This is a genomic window from Streptomyces sp. NBC_00726, assembly GCF_045161735.1.
GTDB lineage: Bacteria > Actinomycetota > Actinomycetes > Streptomycetales > Streptomycetaceae > Streptomyces.
In genome coordinates this window covers 298,989-322,878 of record NZ_CP108983.1, presented here as the reverse complement: position 1 = coordinate 322,878, position 23,890 = coordinate 298,989, and the positions used below count along the sequence as shown (strand labels likewise).

Annotated in this window: 13 protein-coding genes; 12 read left to right on the top strand and 1 reads right to left on the bottom strand. The window is 73.2% G+C overall.

Annotated elements, in window-relative coordinates:
- The first annotated feature begins 1 nt into the window (after position 1).
- The 6 genes from OG338_RS01315 to OG338_RS01290 are packed head-to-tail and all read left to right on the top strand — an operon-like array spanning position 2 to position 15,181.
- Positions 2-1,003, top strand: coding sequence for an ABC transporter substrate-binding protein (locus OG338_RS01315; protein ID WP_405935550.1), 1,002 nt, complete (start codon positions 2-4; stop codon positions 1,001-1,003).
- The gene (locus OG338_RS01310) at positions 1,000-2,025 is read left to right on the top strand and encodes a FecCD family ABC transporter permease (protein WP_405935549.1); all 1,026 of its coding nucleotides are present in this window, start codon (positions 1,000-1,002) and stop codon (positions 2,023-2,025) included. The genes OG338_RS01315 and OG338_RS01310 overlap by 4 nt, the downstream gene beginning before the upstream one ends.
- Entirely contained in the window at positions 2,022-3,017 is a 996-nt protein-coding gene (locus OG338_RS01305; protein WP_405935548.1) for a FecCD family ABC transporter permease, read from the top strand. Before OG338_RS01310 ends, OG338_RS01305 begins: the two co-directional genes overlap by 4 nt.
- The gene (locus tag OG338_RS01300) at positions 3,014-3,799 is read left to right on the top strand and encodes an ABC transporter ATP-binding protein (RefSeq protein WP_405935547.1); all 786 of its coding nucleotides are present in this window, start codon (positions 3,014-3,016) and stop codon (positions 3,797-3,799) included. Before OG338_RS01305 ends, OG338_RS01300 begins: the two co-directional genes overlap by 4 nt.
- Before the next feature lies 1 nt (position 3,800).
- Positions 3,801-13,784, top strand: coding sequence for an amino acid adenylation domain-containing protein (locus OG338_RS01295; RefSeq protein WP_405935546.1), 9,984 nt, complete (start codon positions 3,801-3,803; stop codon positions 13,782-13,784).
- Positions 13,781-15,181 carry an MDR family MFS transporter gene (locus OG338_RS01290; RefSeq protein ID WP_405935545.1) on the top strand — a complete coding sequence of 467 codons (1,401 nt, stop codon included), beginning with the start codon at positions 13,781-13,783 and terminating at the stop codon, positions 15,179-15,181. Before OG338_RS01295 ends, OG338_RS01290 begins: the two co-directional genes overlap by 4 nt.
- Positions 15,182-15,249: 68 nt before the next feature.
- On the opposite strand, the gene OG338_RS01285 is transcribed toward OG338_RS01290, so the two are convergent.
- Complete coding sequence (locus OG338_RS01285; protein ID WP_405935544.1) at positions 15,250-16,197, bottom strand: methionyl-tRNA formyltransferase; 948 nt, start codon at positions 16,195-16,197, stop codon at positions 15,250-15,252.
- Positions 16,198-16,447: 250 nt separating this feature from the next.
- Between OG338_RS01285 and OG338_RS01280 the strand changes: the two genes are divergently transcribed.
- The 6 genes from OG338_RS01280 (at position 16,448) to OG338_RS01255 (ending at position 23,812) form a co-directional block, all read left to right on the top strand.
- A complete protein-coding gene (locus OG338_RS01280; protein ID WP_405935543.1) occupies positions 16,448-17,794 on the top strand; it encodes a lysine N(6)-hydroxylase/L-ornithine N(5)-oxygenase family protein in 1,347 nt (448 codons plus the stop codon).
- Between the two features lie 53 nt (positions 17,795-17,847).
- Entirely contained in the window at positions 17,848-18,903 is a 1,056-nt protein-coding gene (locus OG338_RS01275) for a FecCD family ABC transporter permease (protein WP_405935542.1), read from the top strand.
- A complete protein-coding gene (locus tag OG338_RS01270) occupies positions 18,900-19,961 on the top strand; it encodes a FecCD family ABC transporter permease (RefSeq protein ID WP_405935541.1) in 1,062 nt (353 codons plus the stop codon). The genes OG338_RS01275 and OG338_RS01270 overlap by 4 nt, the downstream gene beginning before the upstream one ends.
- A gap of 39 nt (positions 19,962-20,000) precedes the next feature.
- Positions 20,001-20,843, top strand: a complete 843-nt coding sequence (locus tag OG338_RS01265) for an ABC transporter ATP-binding protein (protein ID WP_405935540.1) — start codon at positions 20,001-20,003, stop codon at positions 20,841-20,843.
- A gap of 112 nt (positions 20,844-20,955) precedes the next feature.
- A complete protein-coding gene (locus OG338_RS01260; RefSeq protein WP_405935539.1) occupies positions 20,956-22,014 on the top strand; it encodes an iron-siderophore ABC transporter substrate-binding protein in 1,059 nt (352 codons plus the stop codon).
- A gap of 7 nt (positions 22,015-22,021) precedes the next feature.
- Positions 22,022-23,812 carry an ABC transporter ATP-binding protein gene (locus OG338_RS01255; protein WP_405935538.1) on the top strand — a complete coding sequence of 597 codons (1,791 nt, stop codon included), beginning with the start codon at positions 22,022-22,024 and terminating at the stop codon, positions 23,810-23,812.
- Positions 23,813-23,890 lie beyond the last annotated feature (78 nt).

The following is a 23,890-nucleotide window of genomic DNA, read 5'->3' as shown; positions in this document are numbered from 1 at the left end:
AATGTCCATACGCAGATCGTCCGGTCTGGTCGGCGCCCTCGCGCTGGCCCTCGTGCTGACCGGATGCGGGTCGTCCTCGGACGGCGGGTCGGACTCCGCCTCGGAGAAGACCAAGACCCGGGTGTTCACCGCGGACAACGGCAAGATCACGATCCCGGCGAACCCGAAGCGTGTGGTGGCCACCGGCTATGCCGTGCCCGCGCTGATCGAGGCCGACGCACCGCTGGTCGGTATCTCGTCGTGGAAGCGCGGCGAGCCGATGATGAACAAGGACGACCTCGCCACGTACAAGAAGCTCAAGAAGATCGCCGGCGAGCAGGCGTCCGAGACCAACTACGAGGCCATCGCCGAGGCCGAGCCCGACCTGATCGTCATCGGTGTCCCCGCGCCCGTGCTCGGCGACATCGACATGAAGCGGCTGAAGTCGATCGCCCCCGTCGTCGCGATCGGCCCGAGCCTGCCGTCCGCCTGGCGCGACCTCTCCCGCAAGCAGGCCGACGCGGCCGGTGCGGTCAAGCAGTTCGACGCCCGGAAGAAGACGTACGACGCCAAGGCCGCCGAGCTGGCCGCCAAGTACAAGGACGTCCTGCCGAAGCTGAAGCTCGGTCATGTCGGCGCCTACGGCGACGCCGCCAAGGGCACCTTCCAGCGCGAGTTCAACGGCTCCTGGGGCACCAACATCGCCGAGGACCTGGGCGCCACCTACTACGGCAAGGTCAAGAAGGCCGGTCCGGGGTCCGCGGCCGTCAGCGAGTACCCCTCCATCGAGGAACTGCCCGCCGCCTTCCACGAGGCCGACGTTCTGACGTACTCGGTCAACGCCGACGGCAGCGTCCCGCCCTCCGTCAAGTACGTCCTGGACTCCAAGCTCTGGAAGAACCTGCCCGCCGTCAAGGCCGGCAAGGCGTTCCCGTACCGCTACACCGAGGCCGCCACCTACGGTGAGGCCCTGTTGACCCTGGACGCGATCGACGAGTCGCTCGCTCCGCTGCTGAAGCGGTGACCGTCGCGGGCCGCGCGTCCGAGACGGCGGAAAAGAACCGGCGGGCCGTCCCGCAGACCGCCCTGCTCGTCGGCGGACTGATCCTGCTGGCCGTTCTCGCCGTACTCAGCATGGGCGTCGGGGCCCGCCACGTAGCCCCCGGCGAAGTCGTGCGCGCACTCTTCGACTACCAGGGCACCGACGACCACGTCGTCGTACGCGACGTGCGGGCACCGCGTGCGCTGCTCGCCGTCGCCGTCGGGGCCGCGCTCGCCGTGGCGGGCGCGCTCATCCAGACGCTCGCCCGCAACCCGCTCGCCGAGCCCGGCATCCTCGGGGTCACGGCGGGCGCCGGGTTCGCCGTCACCCTCGGGTCGGCGGCGGGCCTGGCCAGCGGCCAGGCCGGCGAACTCGGCTTCGCCATCGCGGGTTCGGTGGCCGCGGCGCTCCTGGTCGCCGCGGTCGGCCGCACCTCACCGCTGCGCCTGGTGCTCACCGGCGTGGCGGTGACCGCGGTGCTCAACGGCGTCGCCCTCGGGCTGCGCCTCATGCTCCCCGACACCTTCGACCTCTACCGGTTCTGGTCGGTGGGCACCCTCGCCGGGCGCGAACAGGCGTCCCTGTCCTGGCCGTTGACCGCCATCGCGGTCTCCCTCGCCGGTGCGCTGCTGCTCAGCAGGGCGCTCAACGCCCTGACGCTCGGCGAGAACGTGGCGCAGACCCTGGGCGCCAACGTCGGCCGGGTCCGCGTCACCACCCTCGTCCTCATCACCGTGCTCAGCGGCGCGGCGACGGCGGTGGCCGGGCCCATCCTGTTCGTCGGGCTGATCGTGCCGCACCTGGTGCGCAAACCGGCCGCCGGATCGGTGCCCTGGCTCATCGCCTACACCATGGTCCTCGGCCCCGTCCTGCTCCTCGCCGCCGACATGGCCGCGCGGGTCCTGTTGCCCACCGGCGAGGTGCCGGTGGCCATCGTGACCGCCTTCCTCGGCGGCCCCATGCTGATCTGGGCGGTCCGCCGCTACGGGGCGGGGTCCCTGTGAACGTGCTGAAATTCCACTTCGAACGGCGTACGGCGATACTCGTCGCCGTACTGGCCGCCCTGATGCTGGGGCTCGGCCTGCTCGGGCTCTGCTACGGGGCGCAATGGGCGCCGCCCGGCAAGGTGTTCGCCGTCCTCACCGGCTCCGAGCACTCCGTGGTGATCCGGGACTGGCGGCTGCCGCGGGTGCTGGCCGGCCTGGTCTTCGGCGCCGCGCTCGGCGTCGCCGGCGCCCTCTTCCAGAACCTCACCCGCAACCCCATGGGCAGCCCCGACGTCATCGGTCTCGACGCCGGCGCCTATACCGGCGCCCTGGTCGCCCTCACCGTGCTGTCCGGCACCTCCGCACAGCTCGCCGTCGGCTCCGTGATCGGCGGACTCGTCGTCGCGGCCGCCATCTACCTGCTGTCGCTCGAAACCGGCTTCTCCGGCCTCCGGCTGGTCGTCATCGGTATCGCCATCAACGCGATGGTCACCGCGATCAACTCGTGGATCGTGCTCCGCGCCGACCTGGAGGTGGCGATCGCCGCCGTCGGCTGGAGCGCCGGCTCGCTCAACGGCGTGGGCTGGGAAGACCTCGGCATCCCGTTCACCGTGATCGGCGTCCTGCTGGCCGTCATGACCACCCGGGCCCACGCCATGCACCAGGCGGCGCTCGGCGACCCGATCGCCGTCACGACCGGAGTCGGACTCGACCGGCTGCGGCTGCTGATGATCCTGGTCGGCGTCGGCTGCACCGCCACGGTGACCGCCGTGGCCGGGCCCATCGCCTTCATCGCGCTGGCCGCGCCGCAGATCGGCCGCCGGCTCGCGGGCGCCGCCGGCATCCCGCTGCTCCCGGCCGCGCTCACCGGGGCGGTCCTGCTCCAGGGCGCGGACCTGCTGGCACAGGTGCTGCTGGCCCCGGTGGCGCTGCCCGTGGGCGTCGTGAGCACCGCGATCGGCGGTTGCTATCTGATCTGGCTGCTGACCAAGGAGGTGAGGCGCGCGTGACCGCACGCCTGACGGCGCGGGAGATCACCCTGCGCTACGGAGAACGCGTCGTGTCCACACGGCTCACCCTCGACATACCCGACGGCGCGTTCACCGCCATCGTCGGCCCCAACGCCTGCGGCAAATCAACCCTGTTGAGCGCGCTCGTACGGCTGCTCAAACCGCACTCCGGACAGGTGGAGTTCGACGGCCGCGAGGTCGGCGCGTTCGGCACCAAGGCGCTGGCCAAGCAGCTCGGCTTCCTGCCGCAGGACCCCACGGCGCCCGAGGACATCAAGGTCCGCCAGCTCGTCGCCCGGGGCCGCTTCCCGCACCAGTCGATGCTGGCCCTGTGGTCGGACGGCGACCAGGCGGCCGTCGACGGGGCGATGGCCGCCGCCGGCGTCGCGGACCTGGCGGACCGGCCCGTGCAGGAACTCTCCGGCGGGCAGCGGCAACGCGTCTGGATGGCGATGGTGCTCGCCCAGGAGACGCCCTACATGCTGCTGGACGAACCCACCTCGTTCCTCGACATCACCCACCAGTACCAACTGCTCGGCCTGCTCGCCAAGCTGCGCAACGAGGGCCGCACCGTCGTCGCGGTCCTGCACGACATCAACCAGGCATGCCGGTTCGCCGATCACCTGGTGGCCATGAAGGCCGGCGAGGTGGTCGCCGAGGGCGACCCCGGGGACATCGTGGACGCCACGCTGATCAAGGACGTGTTCGACCTGCCCAGCGTCGTCGTCCCGGACCCCGTGACCGGCACTCCGATGGTCGTACCCACACTGCAAGGAGAGTAAGTTGACCACCGCGAGCGTGTCCCCGGACGGCCTCCTTCCCCTGACCGGCGCCCAACTCGGCATCTGGAACGCCCAGCGCATCGAACCCGACTCGCCGTACTACGTGGTCGGCGACGTGATCGAGATATCCGGCGAAGGACCCGTCGACACGGACGCGCTCGCGCAGGCCGTCCGGGCCACCACCGAGGAGGCCGAGAGCCTGCGGCTCCGGGTGTACGAGACGCCCGAGGGCCCCCGCCAGGAGGTCGGCGCCGGCCCCGTCGCCCTGCCGCCGCTCGTCGACGTCAGTGCCGAGGCCGACCCGGCCGCCGCCGCCCAGGCGCTGGTCGACGCCGAACGCGCCCGGCTCGCCGAGGCATGCCGGGGCATGACGGACCGCCCGCTGTACTCCCGTACCGTCATCAGGCTCTCCGACCGCGAGGTCTGGTACACCCAGCTCGGTCACCACCTCGTCTTCGACGGCTACACCGCCGCCCAGCTCGCCCGCCGCACCGCCGCCCACTACACCGCCCTGGTCCGCGGCACCGAACCGCCCCGCTCGACCTTCGGCGCGTTCGCGGCGCTCGTCGCCGATGACACCGCCTACCGGGCGAGCGACCGGGCCGCCGAGGACCGCGCCTACTGGGTCGAGCGGTTCACGCCGCTGCCCGACGTCGAGCCCCACGACGGGCCCGGCACCGACGGCGCGCCCGCTCGCACGCTCACCGCACGGGCCGAACTGAGCGCCGGTGAGACCGCCGCCCTGCGCGCCTTCGCGGACGCGGAGGGCGTCGCCTGGGGCGAGGCCCTGATCGCCTGCTACGCCGCCTTCCTGCACCGCATGCTCGGCCGCACCGACGTCGTCTTCGCCCTGCCCCTGATGTGCCGGACCGGCTCCGTCGCGCTGCGCACCCCCGCCATGGCGGTCAACGTGCTGCCGATGCGGGTCACCGTGCGCGGCGCCGACCGGCTCGGCGACCTCAGCCGGCGCGTCGCCACCGCCATGCGCGAGATGCGCGACCACCAGCGCTACCGGGGCGAGGACCTGCCCCGCGACCTCGGCGTGCCCGGCGCCGGCGCGCTGCTGCACGGACGCGGCATCAACCTCAAGGCGTTCGACCTCACCCTCGACTTCGCCGGCGCTGCCGGCATCATGCGCAACGTCGCGGGCGGACCGCCCGAGGACATGGGCCTCAGCGTCCTGCCCACCCGTGACGGCGGGCTCCTGCTCGGCTTCGAGGTGGACGCCCGCGCCAAGGACCAGGCCGCCGTCGACAGCCTGATGACCGGGCTGCGCGCCCTGCTCACCGGCCTCATCGAGGGCCGGCCCGTCGCCCGCGTCGCGCTCACTGGCGACCCCGGCGCCCAGCTCGCCGAGTGGAGCCCGCCCGCCCTGCCCGGCACCCCCCTCGACGTGCCCGCCGCCTTCGACGCGATGGCCGCCGCCGGACCCGGGAACACCGCCCTGGTCTGCGGCGGCGAACGGCTGACCGCCGCCGGACTCGCCGACCGGGTGCACCGGGTGGCCCGCGCCCTGCGCGCCCGGGGCGTCGGCGCCGAGGACGTCGTCGCGCTCGCCCTGCCCCGCTCGGCCGACGCCGTCGTCGCCCTGCTCGCCGTGCTCGACGCGGGCGCCGCCTTCCAGCCGCTGGACGCCGCGCACCCCGCCGAACGGCTGCGCGAACTCATCGCCGACACCGGCCCCGTCCTCGTCCTCACCGACGGCACCGTCGAAGGACTGCCCTGGAAGACCCTCCTGGACGAGGCCGCCGGCCTGTCCGGCGCCCCGCTGACCCCCGCCGAACTCTCCCGGCCCCGCCACCCCGGGCACCTGGCCTACGTCATCCACACCTCGGGATCGACCGGCCGCCCCAAGGGTGTGCTCGGCCGCGCCGGCGGGCTCGCCGCACTGCTGCACCACCAGCGGTCCACGGTCGTCGCGGAGGCCGAACGGGCCACCGGCCGCCGGCTGCGCGCCGCGCACACCTACTCCTTCGCCTTCGACTCCGCCTTCGAACATCTCATCTGGCTGCTCTGCGGGCACGAACTCCATGTGTACGACGCCGAGACGGCCCGCGACGCGGACGCCCTGCTCGCCTCGTACGCCCGCGACGTCATCGACGTCATCGACACCACGCCCTCGATGGCCGCCCCGCTCATCGACGCCGGCCTGCTCGACCTGCCCCCGGCGCTGCTGCTCCTCGGCGGCGAGGCGACCCCGCCCGCCCTGTGGCGCCGCGTCGCCGCCTCCGGGATCACCGCGCGCAACATGTACGGGCCGACCGAGGCCACCGTGGACGCCACCACCGCCCGCATCGACGGCGGCGACCCGGTCATCGGCCACCCGCTCGCCGGCACCCGGGTCTACGTCCTGGACAACGCCCTCCAGCCCGTCCCGCCCGGCACGGCCGGCGAACTCTACCTGGCCGGACCGCACCTGGCCCGGGGCTACCTCGGCCGCCCCGGCGCCACCGCCGAACGCTTCGTCGCCGACCCCTTCGGCGCCCCCGGCGACCGCATGTACCGCACCGGCGACCGGGCCCGCTGGGTGCCCGGCCGCGGCCTGGAGTACGGCGGCCGGGGCGACGGACAGGTCAAGATCCGCGGCCACCGGGTGGAGACCGGCGAGGTCGAGGAGGCCCTTGCCGCCCTGCCCGGCGTCACCGCGGCCGCCGCCCGGGTCCTCTCCTCCCGGCTCGTCGGCTACATCGTGTCCGCGTCCGTCACCGGCGACGAGGCACGCGCCCGGCTCGCCGAGCGGCTGCCCGAACACATGGTGCCCGCCGCCGTCGTGGTCCTCGGCTCCCTGCCCGTCACGCCCAACGGCAAGCTCGACCGCGCCGCGCTGCCCGCGCCCGCCCTGCCCGGCGGCGGCCGGGAACCGGGCACCGAACGCGAACGGCTGCTGTGCACCGTCCTCGCCGACGCGCTCGACGTCGAACGGGTCGGCGTGGACGACGACTTCTTCGCCCTCGGCGGCGACAGCATCACCGCGATCACCGTCAGCAGCAGGCTGCGCGCCCTCGGCCTCGGGCTGCGCCCCAAGGACCTGCTGGCCCGCCGCACCTTCGCCGCGCTCGCCGCCTCCGCCGAACTGCTCGACGGCGCGGCCGGCCCGGCGGACGAGCCGGTCGGCCCGGTGCCCGCCCCGCCCATCGTGCGCGCCCTGCTCGACCCGCACCCGGACATCGACACGGTCGCCGGATACGCCCAGTGGACCGCCCTGCACGTCGACGCGCTCACCCCGGACCGGCTGACCCGGGGCGTGCAGGCGCTCATCGACCACCACGACGCGCTGCGGCTGCGGGTGGCCGGCGAGCCGGAGATCCTGCCCCGGGGCACGGTCCGCGCAGCCGTCGAAGAGGTCACGGCCGAGGAGGCCACCGGCGACGACGTGACCGCCCTGGCCCGACAGCTCGCCGGACAGCTCGACCCGCGCACCGGCGACCTGGTGCGCGCCGCCCTGGTCCGCACGGGGGACGGCACGGCGGACCGCCTCGTCCTCGTCGTGCACCACCTCGCCATGGACGGCGTGTCCTGGCGCGTCCTCCTGCCCGACCTGCACACCGCCTGCGCCGGCGGCGCCCTCGAACCCGCCGGCACCTCCTGGCGCCGTCACGCCCAGGTCCTCGCCGAACAGGGCAGGACCGGCGCCCGGCGCGGTGAACTCGCCCACTGGCGTACGGCACTGGGCTCCGCGTCCCGGCTCGGCGCCCGCCCCCTGGACCCCGCACGCGACACCGTGGCCACCGCCCACCGCACCGTCACGACCGCCTCGCCCGAGGCCACCGAGGCCCTGCTCACCACACTGCCCGCCGCCTACCGGGCCGGCGTGGACGAGATCCTGCTCGCCGCCCTCGTCCTCGCCCTGCGCGGCTGGGGCCTGCGCGACGACGCCGTCACCGTGACCATGGAGGGCCACGGGCGCGAACACCTCGACCTGGCCCGCACGGTGGGCTGGTTCACCAGCGAGTACCCGGTCCGGGTGCCCGCCCACGACGACGTCCGGGCCACGCTGCGCGCCGCCAAGGAGGCCCGCCGTGCCGTCCCCGACAACGGCATCGGCTACGGGGTGCTGCGCCATCTCGACCCGGAGGCGGGCCCGGAGCTGGGCGCGACACCGCCGCCGGACGTGCTGCTCAACTACCTCGGCCGGTTCGCCCCGCTGACCGCCGACGGCTGGCGGCTCCCCGAGCACGACGCGTTCTCGGTGACCGAGCCCGAGGCCAAGGCCCTCGAACAGGTGCTGGCCCTCAACTGCTTCGTGCACGAGGGCGACACCCCCCGGCTCGCCGTCGAGTGGACCGCCGCGAGCGCGGTCGTGGGCCCCGAGGCCGTGGCCGCCCTCCAGGACTGCTGGGCCGCCGCGCTCGACGCGCTGGCCGCGCACGCCCTGCACACCACGGGCGGGCTCACCCCCTCCGACCTGCCGCTGGTGGCCCTCGGCCAGGAGGCGATCGACGCCCTGGAGAGCACCGGCCGGGTCAGCGACGTGCTGCCCGCCACCCCGCTCCAGCTCGGTCTGTCCTTCCACACCCTGGTCCGCGACGCCACGGACACCGACGTCTACGTCGTCCAGGCCGTCACCACCCTGTCCGGGGAGCTGGACCCGGACCGGATGGCCCGCGCCGCCCATGAGCTGCTGCGCCGCCACCCCGCGCTCCGCGTCCACCTGGGCACCGTCGGGGACGACGTGGTGCAGGTCATCCCGGCCGACGTCGCGCTGGACTGGCGGCAGGACGACGACTTCGCCGAAGCGGCACGCGCCGAGCTGGCGCGCCCCTTCGACCCGGCGCGGCCGCCGCTCATCCGCTTCCTGCTCTCCCGGGTGGGCCCCGCCGAGCACAAGCTGGTGATCACCAACCACCACGCCCTGCTCGACGGCTGGTCGATGCCCATCGTCGGCCGCACTCTCCTCGCGATCTACGCGGAACTCGGCGGCGGCCCCGCCGCGCCCGTCTCCCCGCCCCTGTCCGAGTACTTCCACTGGCTGGCGGGCCGGGACCGGGAGGCGTCCGTCGCCGCCTGGCGGGAAGCCCTCGCGGGCGTGGACGACGCGACCCGGCTGGCCCCCGCCGGCACCGGGAACGCGGTGGAGCGGCCCGGCCGGGAGACCGTCGAGCTGGGCCGCGAGTTCAGCGACCGGCTGCGCGCCTTCGCCCGCGAGCGGGGCATCACCCTGACCACCGTCCTCCAGACGGCGTGGGGCCTGCTCCTCGGCAGGCTCACCGGCCGCCGCGACGTCGTGTTCGGCTGCCCGGTCTCCGGCCGGCCCGCCGAGGTCGACGGCGTCGAATCGATGATCGGCCAGCTCGGCACCACCGTCCCGGTCCGCGTCCGCTACACCCCGGACCGCACGACGACGGACCTCATGACCCAGGTGCACGCGGAGAGCGTCGCCCTCGCCGAGCACCACCACGTCGGACTGCCCGGCATCCAGCGGGCCGTGGGCATCGGCGAACTCTTCGACACCATGCTCGTCATGGAGAACTTCCCGCTCTCCAGCCGCACCCGCACCCCCCTCGCCCCCGGGCTCGACCTCACCGGTGTCGACATCACGGACGCCACGCACTACGCCCTCACCGTCATCGTGATCCCGGGCGACGAGATCACCGTCGGCCTCGGCTACCAGCCCGGCGCCTTCGACCGGGACACCGTGCGCGACTACGGCCGCTGGCTGCGCAACCTGCTCCACGAGATCGCCGAGGACCCGGACCGGGCCGCCGTCGCGCTGCCCGCCCTCGACGCCGCCGAGCGCGCCCGCATGCTGCGCACCGGCACCGAGATCGTCGCCGCGAAGGAACGCGGCCACTGGCTGGACGAGTTCGCCGGCTGGGTCCGGCGCAAGCCCGCCGGCGAGGCGCTGGTCTGCCGCGACCGCAGCCTCTCGTACGAGGAACTGGACCGGCGGGCCAACCGCCTCGCGCACGCGCTCATCGCGCGCGGCGTCCGGCCCCAGGACCCCGTCGCGGTGCTCATCGGCCGGGACGTCGAGATGACCGTCGCCCTGTTCGGCGTCGCCAAGGCCGGTGCGGTGTACGTGCCGATGGACGCGGCCTACCCGCGCGAACGGCTCGCGTACATGTTCGACGACATCCTGCCGGCGGCCGTCGTGACGACCGGCGCCGAACTGCCCGTCGACCGCGAGATCCCCGTCCTGCGCCTGGACGACCCGGCCACCCTCGCCTCCGTACCGGACACCGATCCGGCCGTGGCCCGCGCCCAACTCACCGACGACGCGCTCGCGTACGTCATCTACACCTCGGGCACCACCGGCCGCCCCAAGGGCGTCGGCGTCACCCACCGGGGCGTGCCCGATCTGATCGCCCTCCAGGAAGAGGTCGTCGGGGTCACCGAGCACGACCGCTATCTGCACTTCGCGTCGACCAGCTTCGACGTGGCCTTCTGGCAGACCATGGTGCCGCTGCTGTCCGGCGGTACGTCCGTCATCGCGCCCGAGGAGGTGCGGGTACCCGGCGACGAACTCCTCGACTACATCACGGAGCACCGGGTCACCGGCGTCAACCTGCTGCCGTCGTTCCTCGCCGCGATGCCCGACGACCGCACCGTCGACCCCGAGGTGTTCTTCGTCGTCGGCGCCGAACGGCTCGACCCGGAGCTGGCCCACCGCTGGGGCCGGGGCCGCCGGGCGCTGTTCAACGCCTACGGGCCCACCGAGGTCACCATCAACTCCACCACCTGGCACTACGACCCGGACGACGCCGGACCGCTGCCCATCGGCCGCCCCGACCCGAACGTCCGCGCCTATGTGCTCGACGGCGGACTCCAGCCGGTCGGCGTCGGCGTCACCGGCGAGCTGTATCTCGGCGGCCCGAGCGTGGCCCGCGGCTACCTCGGCCGGCCGGGACTGACCTCCGGCGCGTTCGTCGCCGACCCGTACGGGCCGCCCGGCACCCGCATGTACCGCACCGGCGACCTGGTGCGCTGGCGCCACGACGGGCAGCTGGTCTTCCTCGGCCGCGCCGACCACCAGATCAAGGTGCGCGGCTTCCGCGTCGAACTCGGCGAGATCGAGACCGCGCTCACCGGGCACCCCGACGTCCGCGCCAGCGCCGTCGTCATGCGCGAGGGCCGGCTCGTCGGCTACGTCATCCCGACCGACGACGCCGACCTGGACACCGCCGGGGTGCGCGCGTACCTCGCCGAGCGGCTGCCCGACCACATGGTGCCGACCGCGCTCGTGCCGCTCGACCGCCTCCCGCTGAGCCCCAGCGGCAAGCTCGACGCCTCGGCCCTGCCCGCCCCCGCCACCGTGTCCGCCGCCCGGCGCGAACCGGCCACCGAGGCGGAAGCGCTGCTGCTCGCCGTGTTCCGGGACGTCCTCGGCCGCGACGACATCGGCCCCGACGACAACTTCTTCGACGTCGGCGGCGACAGCATCGTCTCCCTCCAGCTGGTCTCCCGGGTCCGCCGCCAGGGCCTCGGACTCAGCCCGAAGGACGTGTTCGACGGCGAGACCGTCGCCGGCATCGCCGCCCGGGCCCGCGCCCTGGACGTCGAGGCCGCCCCGGCCGTGGGCGACGCCCCGCTGACCCCGGTCATGCGCGACCTGCTGCACCGCGCGGGGAAGGCCGCAGACGGCTTCTGCCAGTGGGTGGAGGTCTGCGTCCCGGCCGGCGGCGACGAGAAGAGCTGGCAGGCCGTGCTGGACGCCCTCCTCGCCCGCCACGACGTGCTGCGCGCCCGCCTCGGCGACGACGTCCTGCACATCCCGCCGGCCGGCGAACTCACCGGCGCCGACGTCCTGACCCGGGTCCCGGCCGATGGCGACCCGCGCGCCGCCGCCGACGCCGCGACCGCCACCGCACGCGCGGCCATGGACCCGCGCACCGGACCGATGCTGCGCGCGGTCTGGGTGGACGCCGGGCCCGACCGCCCCGGCCGGCTCGTCCTGATCGCCCACCACCTGGTGGCCGACGGCGTCTCCTGGCGCATCCTCCTGGACGACCTCCGGCACGCCCACGACGGCGGAGAGCTGACCCCGCACGGGCAGTCCTTCCTCGGCTGGGCCCGCACCCTGCGCGAGGCCGACCGGCGCGCCGAACTCCCGCACTGGCGGCGGATGACGGCGACCACGCCCCTCACCCGGCCGCTCGACCCCGCCCGGGACACCGTGGCGACCGCCGCGCACCACGAGATCCGGCTCGACGCGGACACCACCCGCGCCCTGGTCACCACCCTGCCCGCCGCCCACCGCACCACCCCGGACGCCGTCCTCCTGACCGCGCTCGCCCAGGCGGTACGCGACTGGCGCGGCACCCCGGAACTGCTGGTCGCGCTGGAGAGCCACGGCCGGCCGCGCGAGGTCGACCTCTCCCAGACCGTCGGCTGGTTCACCGCGATCCACCCCGTCCGGCTCGACGCCGAAGATGATGTGCGGGCGGTCCGGGACCGGCTGCGCGCCCAGGGCGACGGCCTCGGCCACGGCATCCTCACCACGGCGGGGCTGCTCGACCCGGTCCGCCCGGAGCTGGCCTGGAACTACCTCGGCCAGTACCCCGGCGCCCCGGAGACCGAGACGCCCTGGCAGCCCGCCCCGGACACCGACCCGCTCGGCTCCGACGGCTCAGGGCCGATGCCCCTCCCGTACAGCCTGATGGTCAACGCGCTGGTGCGCGACGACGCGCTCGGGGTGCGGATCACCTGGCCCCGGGCGCTGTTCACCGGCGCCGAGATCGAGGAGCTGGCGGACCACCTGAGGGCCGCGCTGCTGCGGGTCGCCGCTGCGCCGGAGACCGTCGCGCTCGGGGACCGGCCGGCCGCCGCCGTACAGCCGCTCAGCCCGTTGCAGGAGGTGATGCTGCGGCACTCGCGGACCGAGCGCCCCGATCCGTACACCGTGCAGTCGGTGTTCTCGCTCGCGGGTCCGCTCGACACCGGGGCGCTGCGCGGCGCCGGTGACGACCTGCTGGCCCGGCACCCCAACCTGGGCGCGGTGTTCCCCGCCTCGCTCGCCGTCATCCCGGAAGCGCCCCGGCCGGAGTTCCGGGTCACCGACGCACCGGCCGACGAGGTGCTGGCCGCCGACCTCGCCGAACCCTTCGACCTGGCGCGCGGCCCGCTCTACCGGATCACCGTGATCCGGCTCGGACCGGAGCGCGCCGACCTCGTCCTGACCAGCCATCACGCCCTGTCCGACGGCTGGTCCGCGCCGCGCATCCTGGGCGAGCTGTTCGCCCTGTACACCGCGCGCACCGAGAACCGCGCGCACGGACTGCCCGACCCCGTCCCGTTCGCGGACTACCTCGACTGGTGCGCCGAGCACGAGCCGGACCTGGACGCCTGGGCGGCCGAGCTGGACGGGCTGCCCGAGGGCGACTACCTGGGCGGCGACGGGAGCGGCCCGGCCTGGCAGGAGCCCGAGGTCATCACGTTCGACGCGGCGCTCGTGGCCGGGCTCACCCGGCTCGCCGCACGGCGCGGGCTGACCCCGAACACCCTGGTGCAGGGCGCCTGGTCGGTCCTGCTGGCCCGGCGCTCCGGGCGGCGGGACGTCTGCTTCGGCGCCATGGTGTCGAGCCGGCCGCCGGCCCTGGAGGGCGTGGAGGAGATCATCGGCCTGCTCGCCAACACCGTGCCGGTACGGGCCAGGCTCACCGGCACCCTGGCCGCCGCGCTCACCGGTCTCCAGGCCCGCCAGCGCGACCTGGTCGAGCACCACCACGTGGCCCTGTCCGACCTGGAACGGCGCACGGGCCGGCGCAGGCTCTTCGACAGCATGGTCGTCTTCGAGAACTACCCGGTCGACCCGGACCGGCTGCGCGAACCCGCGCCCGGGCTCACCGTGCTCTCCACGCGCTTCCGGGAGTCCACCCACCACCCCGCCACACTGACCGTCATGCCCGACGGCGACGGCTGGACCGGAGTGCTCGCCCACCGGGCCGGCACGGACACCGACGGGCTGGCCGGCCAACTGACGGACCTGCTGCGGAACATGGAGCGGCACCTGGACGCGGATGTGCGCACCCTTCTGGAGGACCGATGACCGAGGCGTCCGCCCCGCCCGCCGAACGCGTGGACCGGGAGCTGCTGCGGATCGCGTTCATCCTGGTCCTCGGCACGTTCATGGCGACGCTCGACGCGACCATCGTCAGCGTCGGACTCGACCGGCTCACCGAGGAGTTCGACGCCTCCGTCGCCGAGATCCAGTGGGTGTCCAGCGCCTATCTGCTCGCCGTCGTCGCCGCCGTCCCCGCGTCCGGCTGGCTGGCCGGGCGGTTCGGCGGCCGGCGGGTCTGGCTCGCGGCCATCGGCGTGTTCCTGATCGGCTCGGTGCTCTGCGCCTCGGCCTGGTCGGCGACCAGCCTCATCGTGTTCCGCGTGATCCAGGGCCTCGGCGGCGGCCTGCTCCCCGCGACCGGGCAGGCGCTGCTGGCCCGGATCGCGGGCCCCGGGCGTACCGGCAAGGTGATCAGTGTGGTCGCCGTGGTCCCGCTGCTCTCCCCGGTGTTCGGGCCGCTCGCCGGGGGCTCCGTGCTCGCGGTCGCGCCATGGCCCTGGCTGTTCCTGGTCAACCTGCCGATCGGCGCGGCGGCGGTCCTGCTGGCCCGCCGCTACGTGCCCGTGGTGCCCCCGGCCCCGCAGCGGACCGCGTTCGACCTGCGCGGGGCGCTGCTGCTCTCACCGGGCCTCGCGGTGCTGGTGTACGGGCTGACCGAGGTCGCCCACGACCGCGCCGTCCCGGCCACGATCGGCGTGGTGGCCGGGGTGGCCATGCTGGCCGCGTTCACCGTGCACGGGCTGCGCACCCGGGGTACGCCGCTGGTGGACCCCCGGCTGTTCGCCCGGCCGCCCTTCGGGGCCGCCGCCCTGGCGCTGGTGGTGCTCGGGGCCTCGGTGTTCGGCACGACGTTCCTGCTGCCGCTGTACTTCCAGTCGGGGCGGGGGATGACCGCCTGGGAGGCCGGGCTGCTGCTGGCCCCCCAGGGGCTGGGCGCGGCCGCCGGTTCGGTGCTCGTCAACCGGACCATCAGCAAGGTCGCGCCGAGGACCCTGGTGGTGGCCGGCATCGTGCTGATCGTCGCCGGGACCGCCCCGTTCACCCTGCTGGGGCACGGGGTGCCGGACGCGGTGGTCGCCTCGGCGCTGGTGGTGCGGGGCTTCGGGATGTCGATGGTCGGCGCGCCCGTGATGAACATCGTCTACAGCCGGATCGAGCCGGACCAGCTGCCCCGGGCGGCCGGAGCGCTCAACCTCCTGAACACCGTGGGCGGTTCGGTCGGTACGGCGGCGGTGGCCGTCATCCTGGAGAACCGGCTCGCCGCCACGGGCGCGGACATCCCCGCGGCCTTCGGCGACACCTTCTGGTGGGTGCTCGGCTTCTGCCTGTTCGCCGCGGCGGCGGCGACGCGGCTGCCCCGTACCCAGCCCCGCAAGGGCTGACCGGCAGGACATATGGGTGTGCCCCCGGCCGCGCGGCCGGGGGCACACCCATATGTCCTGCCGGGGGGTCAGGGGCGGCTGGTCAGATAGCCGCCCATGGCGGTGAAGTACTCCGTCGCGGGCAGCTCGCGGCCGTCCTCGGTGCGGACCCGGGTGATGGCCAGGCCGTGGTTGCGGCCGGTGCGGGCGTCGGCGCCGGCGACGATGACCACGCCCTCGCCCTCGCGGTAGAAGATCCGGCCGGGCGTCCCGCCGTAACGCCCCTCGGAGACCACACTGGCCAGGACCTCGATCCGCTTGCCCCGGTGGAAGGTGAAGGCGCTGGGGTACGGGGCCGACTGGGCGCGCACCAGACGCTCCAGGTCCTCGGCCGGCCAGTTCCAGTCGATCCGGATGTCCTCCTCGGCGCGCTTGTGGAAGAAGGTGGCCTGCGAGCGGTCCTGCGGGGTGAACTCCGTCTGCCCGTCCGCGATCAGGGCCAGCGCCTTGGTGGTGACGGGGGCGATCAGGTCGACGGTCTTGTGGAAGAGGTCGGTGGTGGTGTCCCTCGGGCCGACCGGGACGGACTCCTGCCGGACGATGTCGCCGGCGTCCAGCTCGTCGTTCATCATGTGCGCGGTGACGCCCACCTCGCTCTCGCCGTTGATGAGGGCCCAGATGAGCGGCGAGAAGCCCGCGTACTTCGGCAGCAGCGAGTCGTGGACGTTCAGGGTGCCCCGGCGGGGGAGCGCGAAGATGCGCGGCGGGATCCACGTACGCCAGTTGTTGGCCACGATGACATCGGGCTCGGCGGCCTTCAGGGCCTCGTACAGCTCGTCGTCGTCCGGGCGGTTGCGGATCAGGACCGGGACGCCGTGCTCCTCGGCGAGATCGGCGACGGAGTCGCTCCAGATCTTCTCGTAGGCGTGCTCGCTCCTGGGGTGGGTGACGACCAGCACCACGTCGTGCTCGGAGTCCAGGAGGGCTTGCAGGGTGCGGTGCCCCCAGGTCTGGTAACCGAACATGACGACCCGCATGGGGTTCCTCCTTGACGTGGAAACAGAACAACCTGGCTAGTAAAGCAAGGCTTACCTTATCTTGCAACGGAGGCGTGGAGTGCCCCAGTTGAGGGGGTCCTGTGCCGGGGGTGTCCGAATCGCGCCTGTCGACAAGCGTTGACGAATTAGCTTAGGCTCACCTAAGTTCATCGGGCCGCTGTTTCGGCGTGCCCGTCCAACGCCCGTTCCCCACATCCGACAGGCGGCTTCCCCGCACGATGGGAGTGACATGTCACAGGCTCGTCCTGGCGACGCAGCACCGGTCCACGACCTCATTGGTATCGGCTTCGGCCCGTCCAATGTGGCCATGGCGATCGCGATCAGCGAGCACAACGCGCGCTCCGGGACGCGGGAAGCGGTGACCGCCCAGTTCTTCGAGCAGCAACCGGCCTTCGGCTGGCACCGGGGCATGCTCATCGACGACGCCACCATGCAGGTCTCGTTCCTCAAGGACCTGGTGACACTCCGCAATCCGGCCAGTGAGTTCAGCTTCCTCTGCTACCTCAAGAGCAAGGGACGCCTGATCGACTTCATCAACCACAAGAACCTGTTCCCGCTGCGGGTCGAGTTCCACGACTACTTCGAGTGGGCCGCCGCCCAGGTGGACGACCTCGTCTCCTACGACCACGAGGTCGTCGGAGTGACCCAGGTGGTCGAGGACGGGGTCGTGGAGTATCTGGACGTCACCGTCCGGTCGGGGGAGGGGCTCACCGTCCACCGCGCCCGCAACCTCGTCATCGGCACCGGGCTGCGCCCCCGCGTCCCGGAGGGTGTGGAGCGCGGCGACCGCGTCTGGCACAACTCCGAACTCCTCGCCCGGGTCGGAGAACTGGACGGCACCTCGCCCTCCCGCTTCGTCGTCGTGGGCGCCGGGCAGAGCGCCGCCGAGAACGTCGCCTATCTGCACCGCCGGTTCCCCGAGGCCGAGATATGCGCGGTCTTCTCCCGCTACGGCTACAGCCCGGCCGACGACAGCAGCTTCGCCAACAAGATCTTCGACCCGGAGGCGGTGGACGAGTTCTACGCGGCGCCGGAGAACGTCAAGCGCCGGCTGATGGACTACCACGGCAACACCAACTACTCCGTGGTCGACATCGATCTGATCGACGACCTGTACCGGCAGATGTACCAGGAGAAGGTGCTCGGCACCGAGCGGCTGCGCTTCCTCAACGTGTCGCGGCTCACCGCGGCCGAGGAGACCCCGGACACGGTGCGCGCCACCGTGACCTCCCTCGTCACCGGCGAGGAGACCGTGCTCGACGCCGACGTCGTGGTGTTCGCCACCGGCTACAGCCCGGCCGACCCGCTGGGCCTTCTGGGCGAGGCCGCCGAACACTGCCTGCGCGACGAGGAGGGCCGGGTCAGCGTCGAGCGCGACTACCGCATCGCCACCGACGCCGCGCTGAACTGCGGGATCTACCTCCAGGGCGGTACGGAGCACACCCACGGCATCACCTCGGCCCTGCTGTCCAACACCGCGATCAGGGTCGGCGAGATCCTGGACTCGCTGCTGGACCGGAGCGTCAAGGACGCCCCCGACGCCGCCCGTCCGGTCGCAGGGGACGGCACCCGCTAGAAGGCCCGACCGCCGTCCGGGCCCGGTGGGCCGGAGAGATAACGTACGCGGACATGAGCACAACTGTGGAACGTCCCGTCATCAGGGGCGTTACGGTGATCCGTCGCCGACGGGTCACCGGGCTGGCCGCCCTCGCGGTGGCCGTTCTGGCCGTGGCCGCGCTCTCCCTGGCCGTCGGGGCGCGCGCGCTGACACCCGCCGAGGTGTGGCACGGCCTGTTCGCGGCCCCGGAGTCCGATCAGCGGCTCTCCGAGATCCGGCTCATCGTGCAGACCGTGCGCGTGCCCCGCACGGTGCTCGGCATCGTGGCGGGTCTGGCGCTCGGGGTCGGCGGCGCGCTGATCCAGGGGTACACGCGCAACCCGATCGCCGACACCGGGCTGGTGGGTGTCAACGCCGGCGCCTCGTTCGCCGTGGTGTCGGTGATCGCCGTGTTCGGGCTCACCGACCCGCTCCAGTACGTCTGGTTCGGGTTCCTCGGATCGGCGGTCGCCGGCGTCGTCGTGTTCGGCCTGGCCAGCATCGGCAGGGGCGCGGGCAATCCGCTGACCCTGGCGCTGGCCGGGCAGGGCGTCACGGTGTTCCTCGCGGCGATGACCACGGCCGTCGCCCTGTCCGACGTGAAGTCCCTGAACGTGCTGCGGTTCTGGAACGCGGGCTCGATGACGGGCGTCGGCTTCGACGTCATCCGGCCGGTCACCGCGTGCGTCGCGGTCGGGCTGGTCCTGGCCGCGGTCATGCTGCCCTCCCTGAATCTGCTCAACCTCGGTGACGACGTGGCGCGCGGACTGGGTGTCAACATCGCGCTGAGCCGGACCATCGGCATCGCCGCGATCACCCTGCTGGCCGGCGCCGCCACCGCGGCCTGCGGCCCCATCGCGTTCCTCGGGCTCATGGTGGCCCACGTCGCCCGGTATCTGACCGGGCCCGACTACCGCTGGCTGGTGCCGTACGCGGGTCTGCTCGGCGCGGTCGTGCTGCTGGTGTGCGACATCGTCGGGCGCCTGGTGGTCCGGCCGGGGGAGCTGGACGCCGGGGTCGTCGTCTCACTGCTCGGCGCGCCGTTCTTCGCGGTCCTGGTGTGGCGTGGAAAGTTCAGGAGCGCATGAACGGCACGGAGTCGAAGGCATCGGTCACGGCGGGCGTCCGCGCCGGCGGCGTCTCGTTCGTCTGGCGGCCCTGGCTCGTCCTGGTCACCCTGCTGCTGGCGGCGGCCACCTTCCTGGTGTTCTGCCTGTCCATCGGCGTCGGCGACTTCCCGATCGGCCTGTCGCGGGTGATCGCCACGGTCCTCGGGGGCGGCGAGCAGGTCGACCGTTTCGTCATCATGGATCTGCGGATGCCGCGCGCCCTGGCCGGCGTCGTCGTCGGCGTCGCGCTCGGGGTGTCCGGCGCGATCACCCAGTCCGTCGCGCGCAATCCGCTGGCCAGCCCCGACGTCCTCGGTATCACCGGGGGCGCGAGCGCGGTCGCGGTGTTCCTGGTGACGGTGTCCGGCGGGGCCGCCACGGCGGTCACGCACACCGTGGGCCTGTCGGCGGCGGCGCTCCTGGGCGGTCTCGGCACGGGGCTGCTGGTGTACTTCCTGGCCTGGCGGCGCGGGATCGACGGCTTCCGGCTCATCCTCATCGGCATCTCGGTGAGCGCGGCGATGGAGGCGGTCACGACCTGGCTCCTCACGTCGGCCGACATCCGGGACGTGGCCCGGGCCCAGGCATGGCTGGTCGGGTCCCTGGACAACCGGTCGTGGGGCGAGGTCCGGACGGCGCTCTGGTGCACCCTCGCCCTGCTGGCGGTGGTGGTCTGCCTCGCCTTCCAGTTCAAGCCGCTGCACCTCGGGGACGAGGTCGCCGCGGGGCTCGGCGTCCGGTTCAACCGGGTGCGGGCCGTCATGCTGCTGTGCGCGGTCCTGCTGGCCGCGGCCGCGGTGAGCGCGGCGGGCCCCGTGCCCTTCGTCGCGCTCGTCGCACCGCAGGTGGCGATGCGTCTGGCGCGGCATCCGACGCCGCCGATGGCCGCCTCGGGGCTGGTCGGCGCGCTGCTGCTGACCGGGGCCGACCTGATCGCGCGGACGGCCCTGCCCGTCGGTCTGCCGGTCGGTGTGGTCACCGCCGCGATCGGCGGCCCCTTCCTGGTGTATCTGCTGGTCCGGGCGAACCTCAGGTAAATGACAGACGAGTCGGACAACCCGAGCAGAGGGGGGCCAGTGGCCGCGCATCTCACCACCACGGAAACCGAGGCGCCGGGCGGTGGCGCCGCACGGCTCGCCGCCCGGGACATCAGGGTCGGCTACGGCGGCCGCACCGTCATCGACGGCCTCGACGTCGAGATCCCGACCGGCGTGGTCACCACCATCATCGGCCCCAACGGCTGCGGCAAGTCGACGCTGCTGCGCACCCTGACCCGGCTGCTGAAACCGGCCGGCGGCGCCGTCGTGCTGGACGGCGAGGACATCGCCTCGCTCCGGACCAGGGACGTGGCGAAGAAACTCGGCCTGCTGCCCCAGGCGCCCGTCGCGCCCGAGGGGCTGACGGTCTCGGACCTGGTCGCCCGGGGGCGCCACCCGCACCAGAGCTGGCTGCGGCAGTGGTCGTCGGACGACGCCGACATCGTACGGCGGGCGCTCGCGCTGACCGGGGTCGCCGACCTCGCGGACTGGCCCGTGGACTCGCTGTCGGGCGGTCAGCGCCAGCGGGTGTGGATATCGATGACCCTTGCTCAGGGCACCGATCTGCTGCTGCTGGACGAACCGACCACCTATCTGGACCTGGCCCACGCGATCGACGTGCTCGACCTGGTGGACGACCTGCACGAGTCCGGGTGCACGGTGGTGATGGTCCTGCACGACCTCAATCTGGCCACCCGTTACAGCGACAACCTCGTGGTGATGCGGGACGGTTCGGTGCTGGCGCAGGGCCACCCGCGCGATGTGATCACCGCCGGGCTGCTGGAGGAGGCGTTCGGGCTGCGGGCCATGGTGATCGAGGACCCGGTCGGCGACCGGCCGCTCATCGTGCCCATCGGCCGTACCCACGTACGCCTGAAGTAGTTTCGGAATCAAGGAAGTCCCCAAGTAAGGCTAGGCTTGCCTCACCAGCCGGGATAAGGTTTGGCTGCCCTCATGAAGGGCCCAAGTGACCGTGTGAAAGCAAGGGATTCGGATGCTCCTCGACAGAACCACGCCCACCCGGCCGCGACGGCGGCTCGCGGCGGTCGTCACCGCGGCGGCCCTCGGCGTCGGCCTCCTCGCGGGCTGCGGCTCCGACTCCGAGGACAAGGCGGCCGACAAGGCCCCCGCCGCCTCGGCCGACGGCGTCTTCCCTGTCACCGTGGAGCACGCCTTCGGGTCCACGGAGATCACCAAGGCCCCGAAGCGGGTGGTATCCGTCGGCTACACGGACGACCAGGACATCCTGGCGTTCGGCATCAAGCCGGTCGGCATGGTCGACCAGTACCCGAACCCCGAGGGCAAGACCCCCGACATCAACACCCAGTGGCCCTGGACCAAGGACAAGTGGGGGGACACCCGCCCCGAGGTCATCATGAAGAACGGTGACTCCGGCCCCAACTACGAGAAGATCGCGGGCCTGCGCCCCGACCTGATCGTCGCCGTCTACTCCGAGATCGACCAGGCCGCCTACGACAAGCTGTCGAAGATCGCCCCCACGGTCGCCCGCACCAAGGGCGAGAAGGAGCCCTTCAGCGCCCCGTGGCAGGACAACGCGCTGCACATCGCCAAGGCCCTCGGCAAGGAGGAGGAGGGCAAGGAGATGGTGGCCGGCATCCAGGAGCAGCTGGACGCCGCCAAGAAGGCGCACCCCGAGTTCGCCGAGCAGACCGCCGTCGCGCTGTCCTGGTACGACAACTCGGTGGCGCCGTTCACCACCACCGACGTGCGCGGCCGGCTGCTGACCGGCATCGGCTACCAGGGTGACACCGAGATCGACAAGATCGCCGGCGGCAAGTTCTACACCAAGCTCTCCCCGGAACGCATGGACCTCGTCGACGTCGACCGCGTCTTCGTCATCAACGACAAGGCCGACACGGACGCCCTGAAGAAGTCCGAACTCTTCAGCAACCTGAAGGCGTTCAAGGAGGGCCGGGTGTCCTACCTCCTCGACAGCGAGGGCCCGGCGGTCGGCGCCGCCATCTCGCAGGGCACGCTGCTGTCCATGCCGTACGCGGTGGACGAACTCGTGAAGACGGCGGCCGCCGGGTGACGTCCCAGTGAGTACGACCGGCATCCGTGCCGCCTCCCCGTCGGCCCTGCGTACGGCGACGGGGGGCGAGGCCACCCGCTGGCTCGCCGCCCACTGCCGCGCGGTGCCGTGGCTGACCGCGGCGACCCTCCTCACGACCGTGGCGGGGGCGGCCCTCCAGGTGCTCCCCGTGCTGCTGCTCGGCCAGGTGGTCGACGGGGTCGTGGACGGCGGGTCGCGCACGGTGCTGGTCCGGGTCGGCGCACTCATGGTGGCCGCCGCGCTGCTCGGCGCGGCGGCCACCGCGGCATCGACGTATCTGATCGGACGGCTCGGCGCCGACCTGCTCGCCACGCTGCGGGAAGGTGCCGTCCGCGCGGTCCTCGGCATGCCGAGCGCCCGGCTGGAACAGGTCGGCCGCGGCGATGTGCTCTCCCGGGTCGGCGACGACGTCGCCGTGCTCTCCCGGGGCATCCGGAGCGCGATCCCCACCGTGTTCTCGGCGGGGGTGCTCGTCGCCATCGCCACCGTCGGCATGTTCGGCCTGGACTGGCGGCTCGGGCTCGCGGGCGCCGGTGCGCTGCCCGCGTACGCGCTGGCCCTGCGCTGGTATCTGCCGCGCTCCGCCCCGCTCTACCGCAAGCAGCGCGCGGCCCAGGCCGACCGTGCCCAGGCGTTGATCAGCGGCCTCAACGGGATCGGCACGGTCCGGGCGTACCGCCTGGAGGGCGCGTTCCGCGAGAAGGTCACCACCGAGTCCTGGCGGGTACGCGATCTGGGCGTCGAGGTGTTCCGGTTCTTCGGCCGGTTCGTCGGCCGGGAGAACCGCGCCGAGTTCATCGGGCTCGTCCTCATCCTGCTGGTCGGGTACGCCCTGCTGGAGGGCGACGCGGCCACCCTCGGCGAGGTCGCGGCCGCCCCGCTGATGTTCCACCGGCTGTTCACCCCGCTCGGCGCGATCATGTTCACCTTCGACGAGGCGCAGAAGTCGGGCGCCAGTCTCACCCGTCTGGTCGGGGTCCTGGGGGAGGACGCCGAGGAGCGACTGGTGGGCGACCCCGGGGTGACGCCCGCTCAGGACGTGCCGTACCAGGTGGCGGTGGAGGGCCTGACCTATCGCTACCCGGGCTCCGGTGAACCGGTCCTGCGCGACGTGAGCCTGACCATTCCGGCCGGCGGCTCCCTCGCCCTGGTGGGCGCGACCGGCGCCGGCAAGTCGACCCTGGCCGCGCTGATCGCCGGCATCGGCACCCCGGAGTCGGGGTCGGTGCGCATCGGGACGACCGATCTGGCGGACGTGGACGAGGCGGGCGCGCGGGCCCTGGTGAGCATCCTGACCCAGGAGACCCATGTGTTCTCCGGCCCCCTCGCCGACGATCTGCGGCTGTCGGCGCCCGGCGCGAGCGAGGCCGGACTGCTGGACGCCCTGCGGACGGTGGGCGCCGCCGACTGGGTGGCGGCGCTTCCCGAAGGGCTGCGCACCGCGGTCGGCGAGGGCGGCGAGCGGCTGGACGTCACCAAGGTGGCCCAGATCGCCCTGGCCCGCCTGGTGCTGGCCCGCTCGCCCGTCGTGGTGCTGGACGAGTCCACCGCCGAGGCGGGCAGCGAGGGCGCCGCGGAGCTGGAACGCGCCGTGCTGGCCGCCTGCGCGGGACGCACGACGCTGTTCGTGGCGCACCGGCTGACCCAGGCGATGGCGGCGGACCGCATCGCCGTGCTGGACGCCGGGCGGGTGGTGGAACAGGGCTCCCACCAGGAGCTGGTCGCCCTCGGCGGCCGCTACGCACGTCTGTGGCGAGCGTGGCGGGAAGGAAGTTAGGCCATGCGCCGAAGGAAAGTAAGGACACACTTAGTTAGGTTAGGCTCGGCTAATTATCTCGGAGAGAAGCGGAGTCCT

What these genes read in the sequence shown, in the direction of transcription:
- OG338_RS01280 (WP_405935543.1), top strand. Translation starts at nt 16,448, where the DNA reads ATGTCACAGGCTCGTCCTGGCGACGCAGCACCGGTCCACGACCTCATT.
- OG338_RS01260 (WP_405935539.1), top strand. Translation starts at nt 20,956, where the DNA reads ATGCTCCTCGACAGAACCACGCCCACCCGGCCGCGACGGCGGCTCGCG.
- OG338_RS01290 (WP_405935545.1), top strand. Translation starts at nt 13,781, where the DNA reads ATGACCGAGGCGTCCGCCCCGCCCGCCGAACGCGTGGACCGGGAGCTG.
- OG338_RS01275 (WP_405935542.1), top strand. Translation starts at nt 17,848, where the DNA reads ATGAGCACAACTGTGGAACGTCCCGTCATCAGGGGCGTTACGGTGATC.
- OG338_RS01270 (WP_405935541.1), top strand. Translation starts at nt 18,900, where the DNA reads ATGAACGGCACGGAGTCGAAGGCATCGGTCACGGCGGGCGTCCGCGCC.
- OG338_RS01285 (WP_405935544.1), bottom strand. Translation starts at nt 16,197, where the DNA reads ATGCGGGTCGTCATGTTCGGTTACCAGACCTGGGGGCACCGCACCCTG.
- OG338_RS01315 (WP_405935550.1), top strand. Translation starts at nt 2, where the DNA reads ATGTCCATACGCAGATCGTCCGGTCTGGTCGGCGCCCTCGCGCTGGCC.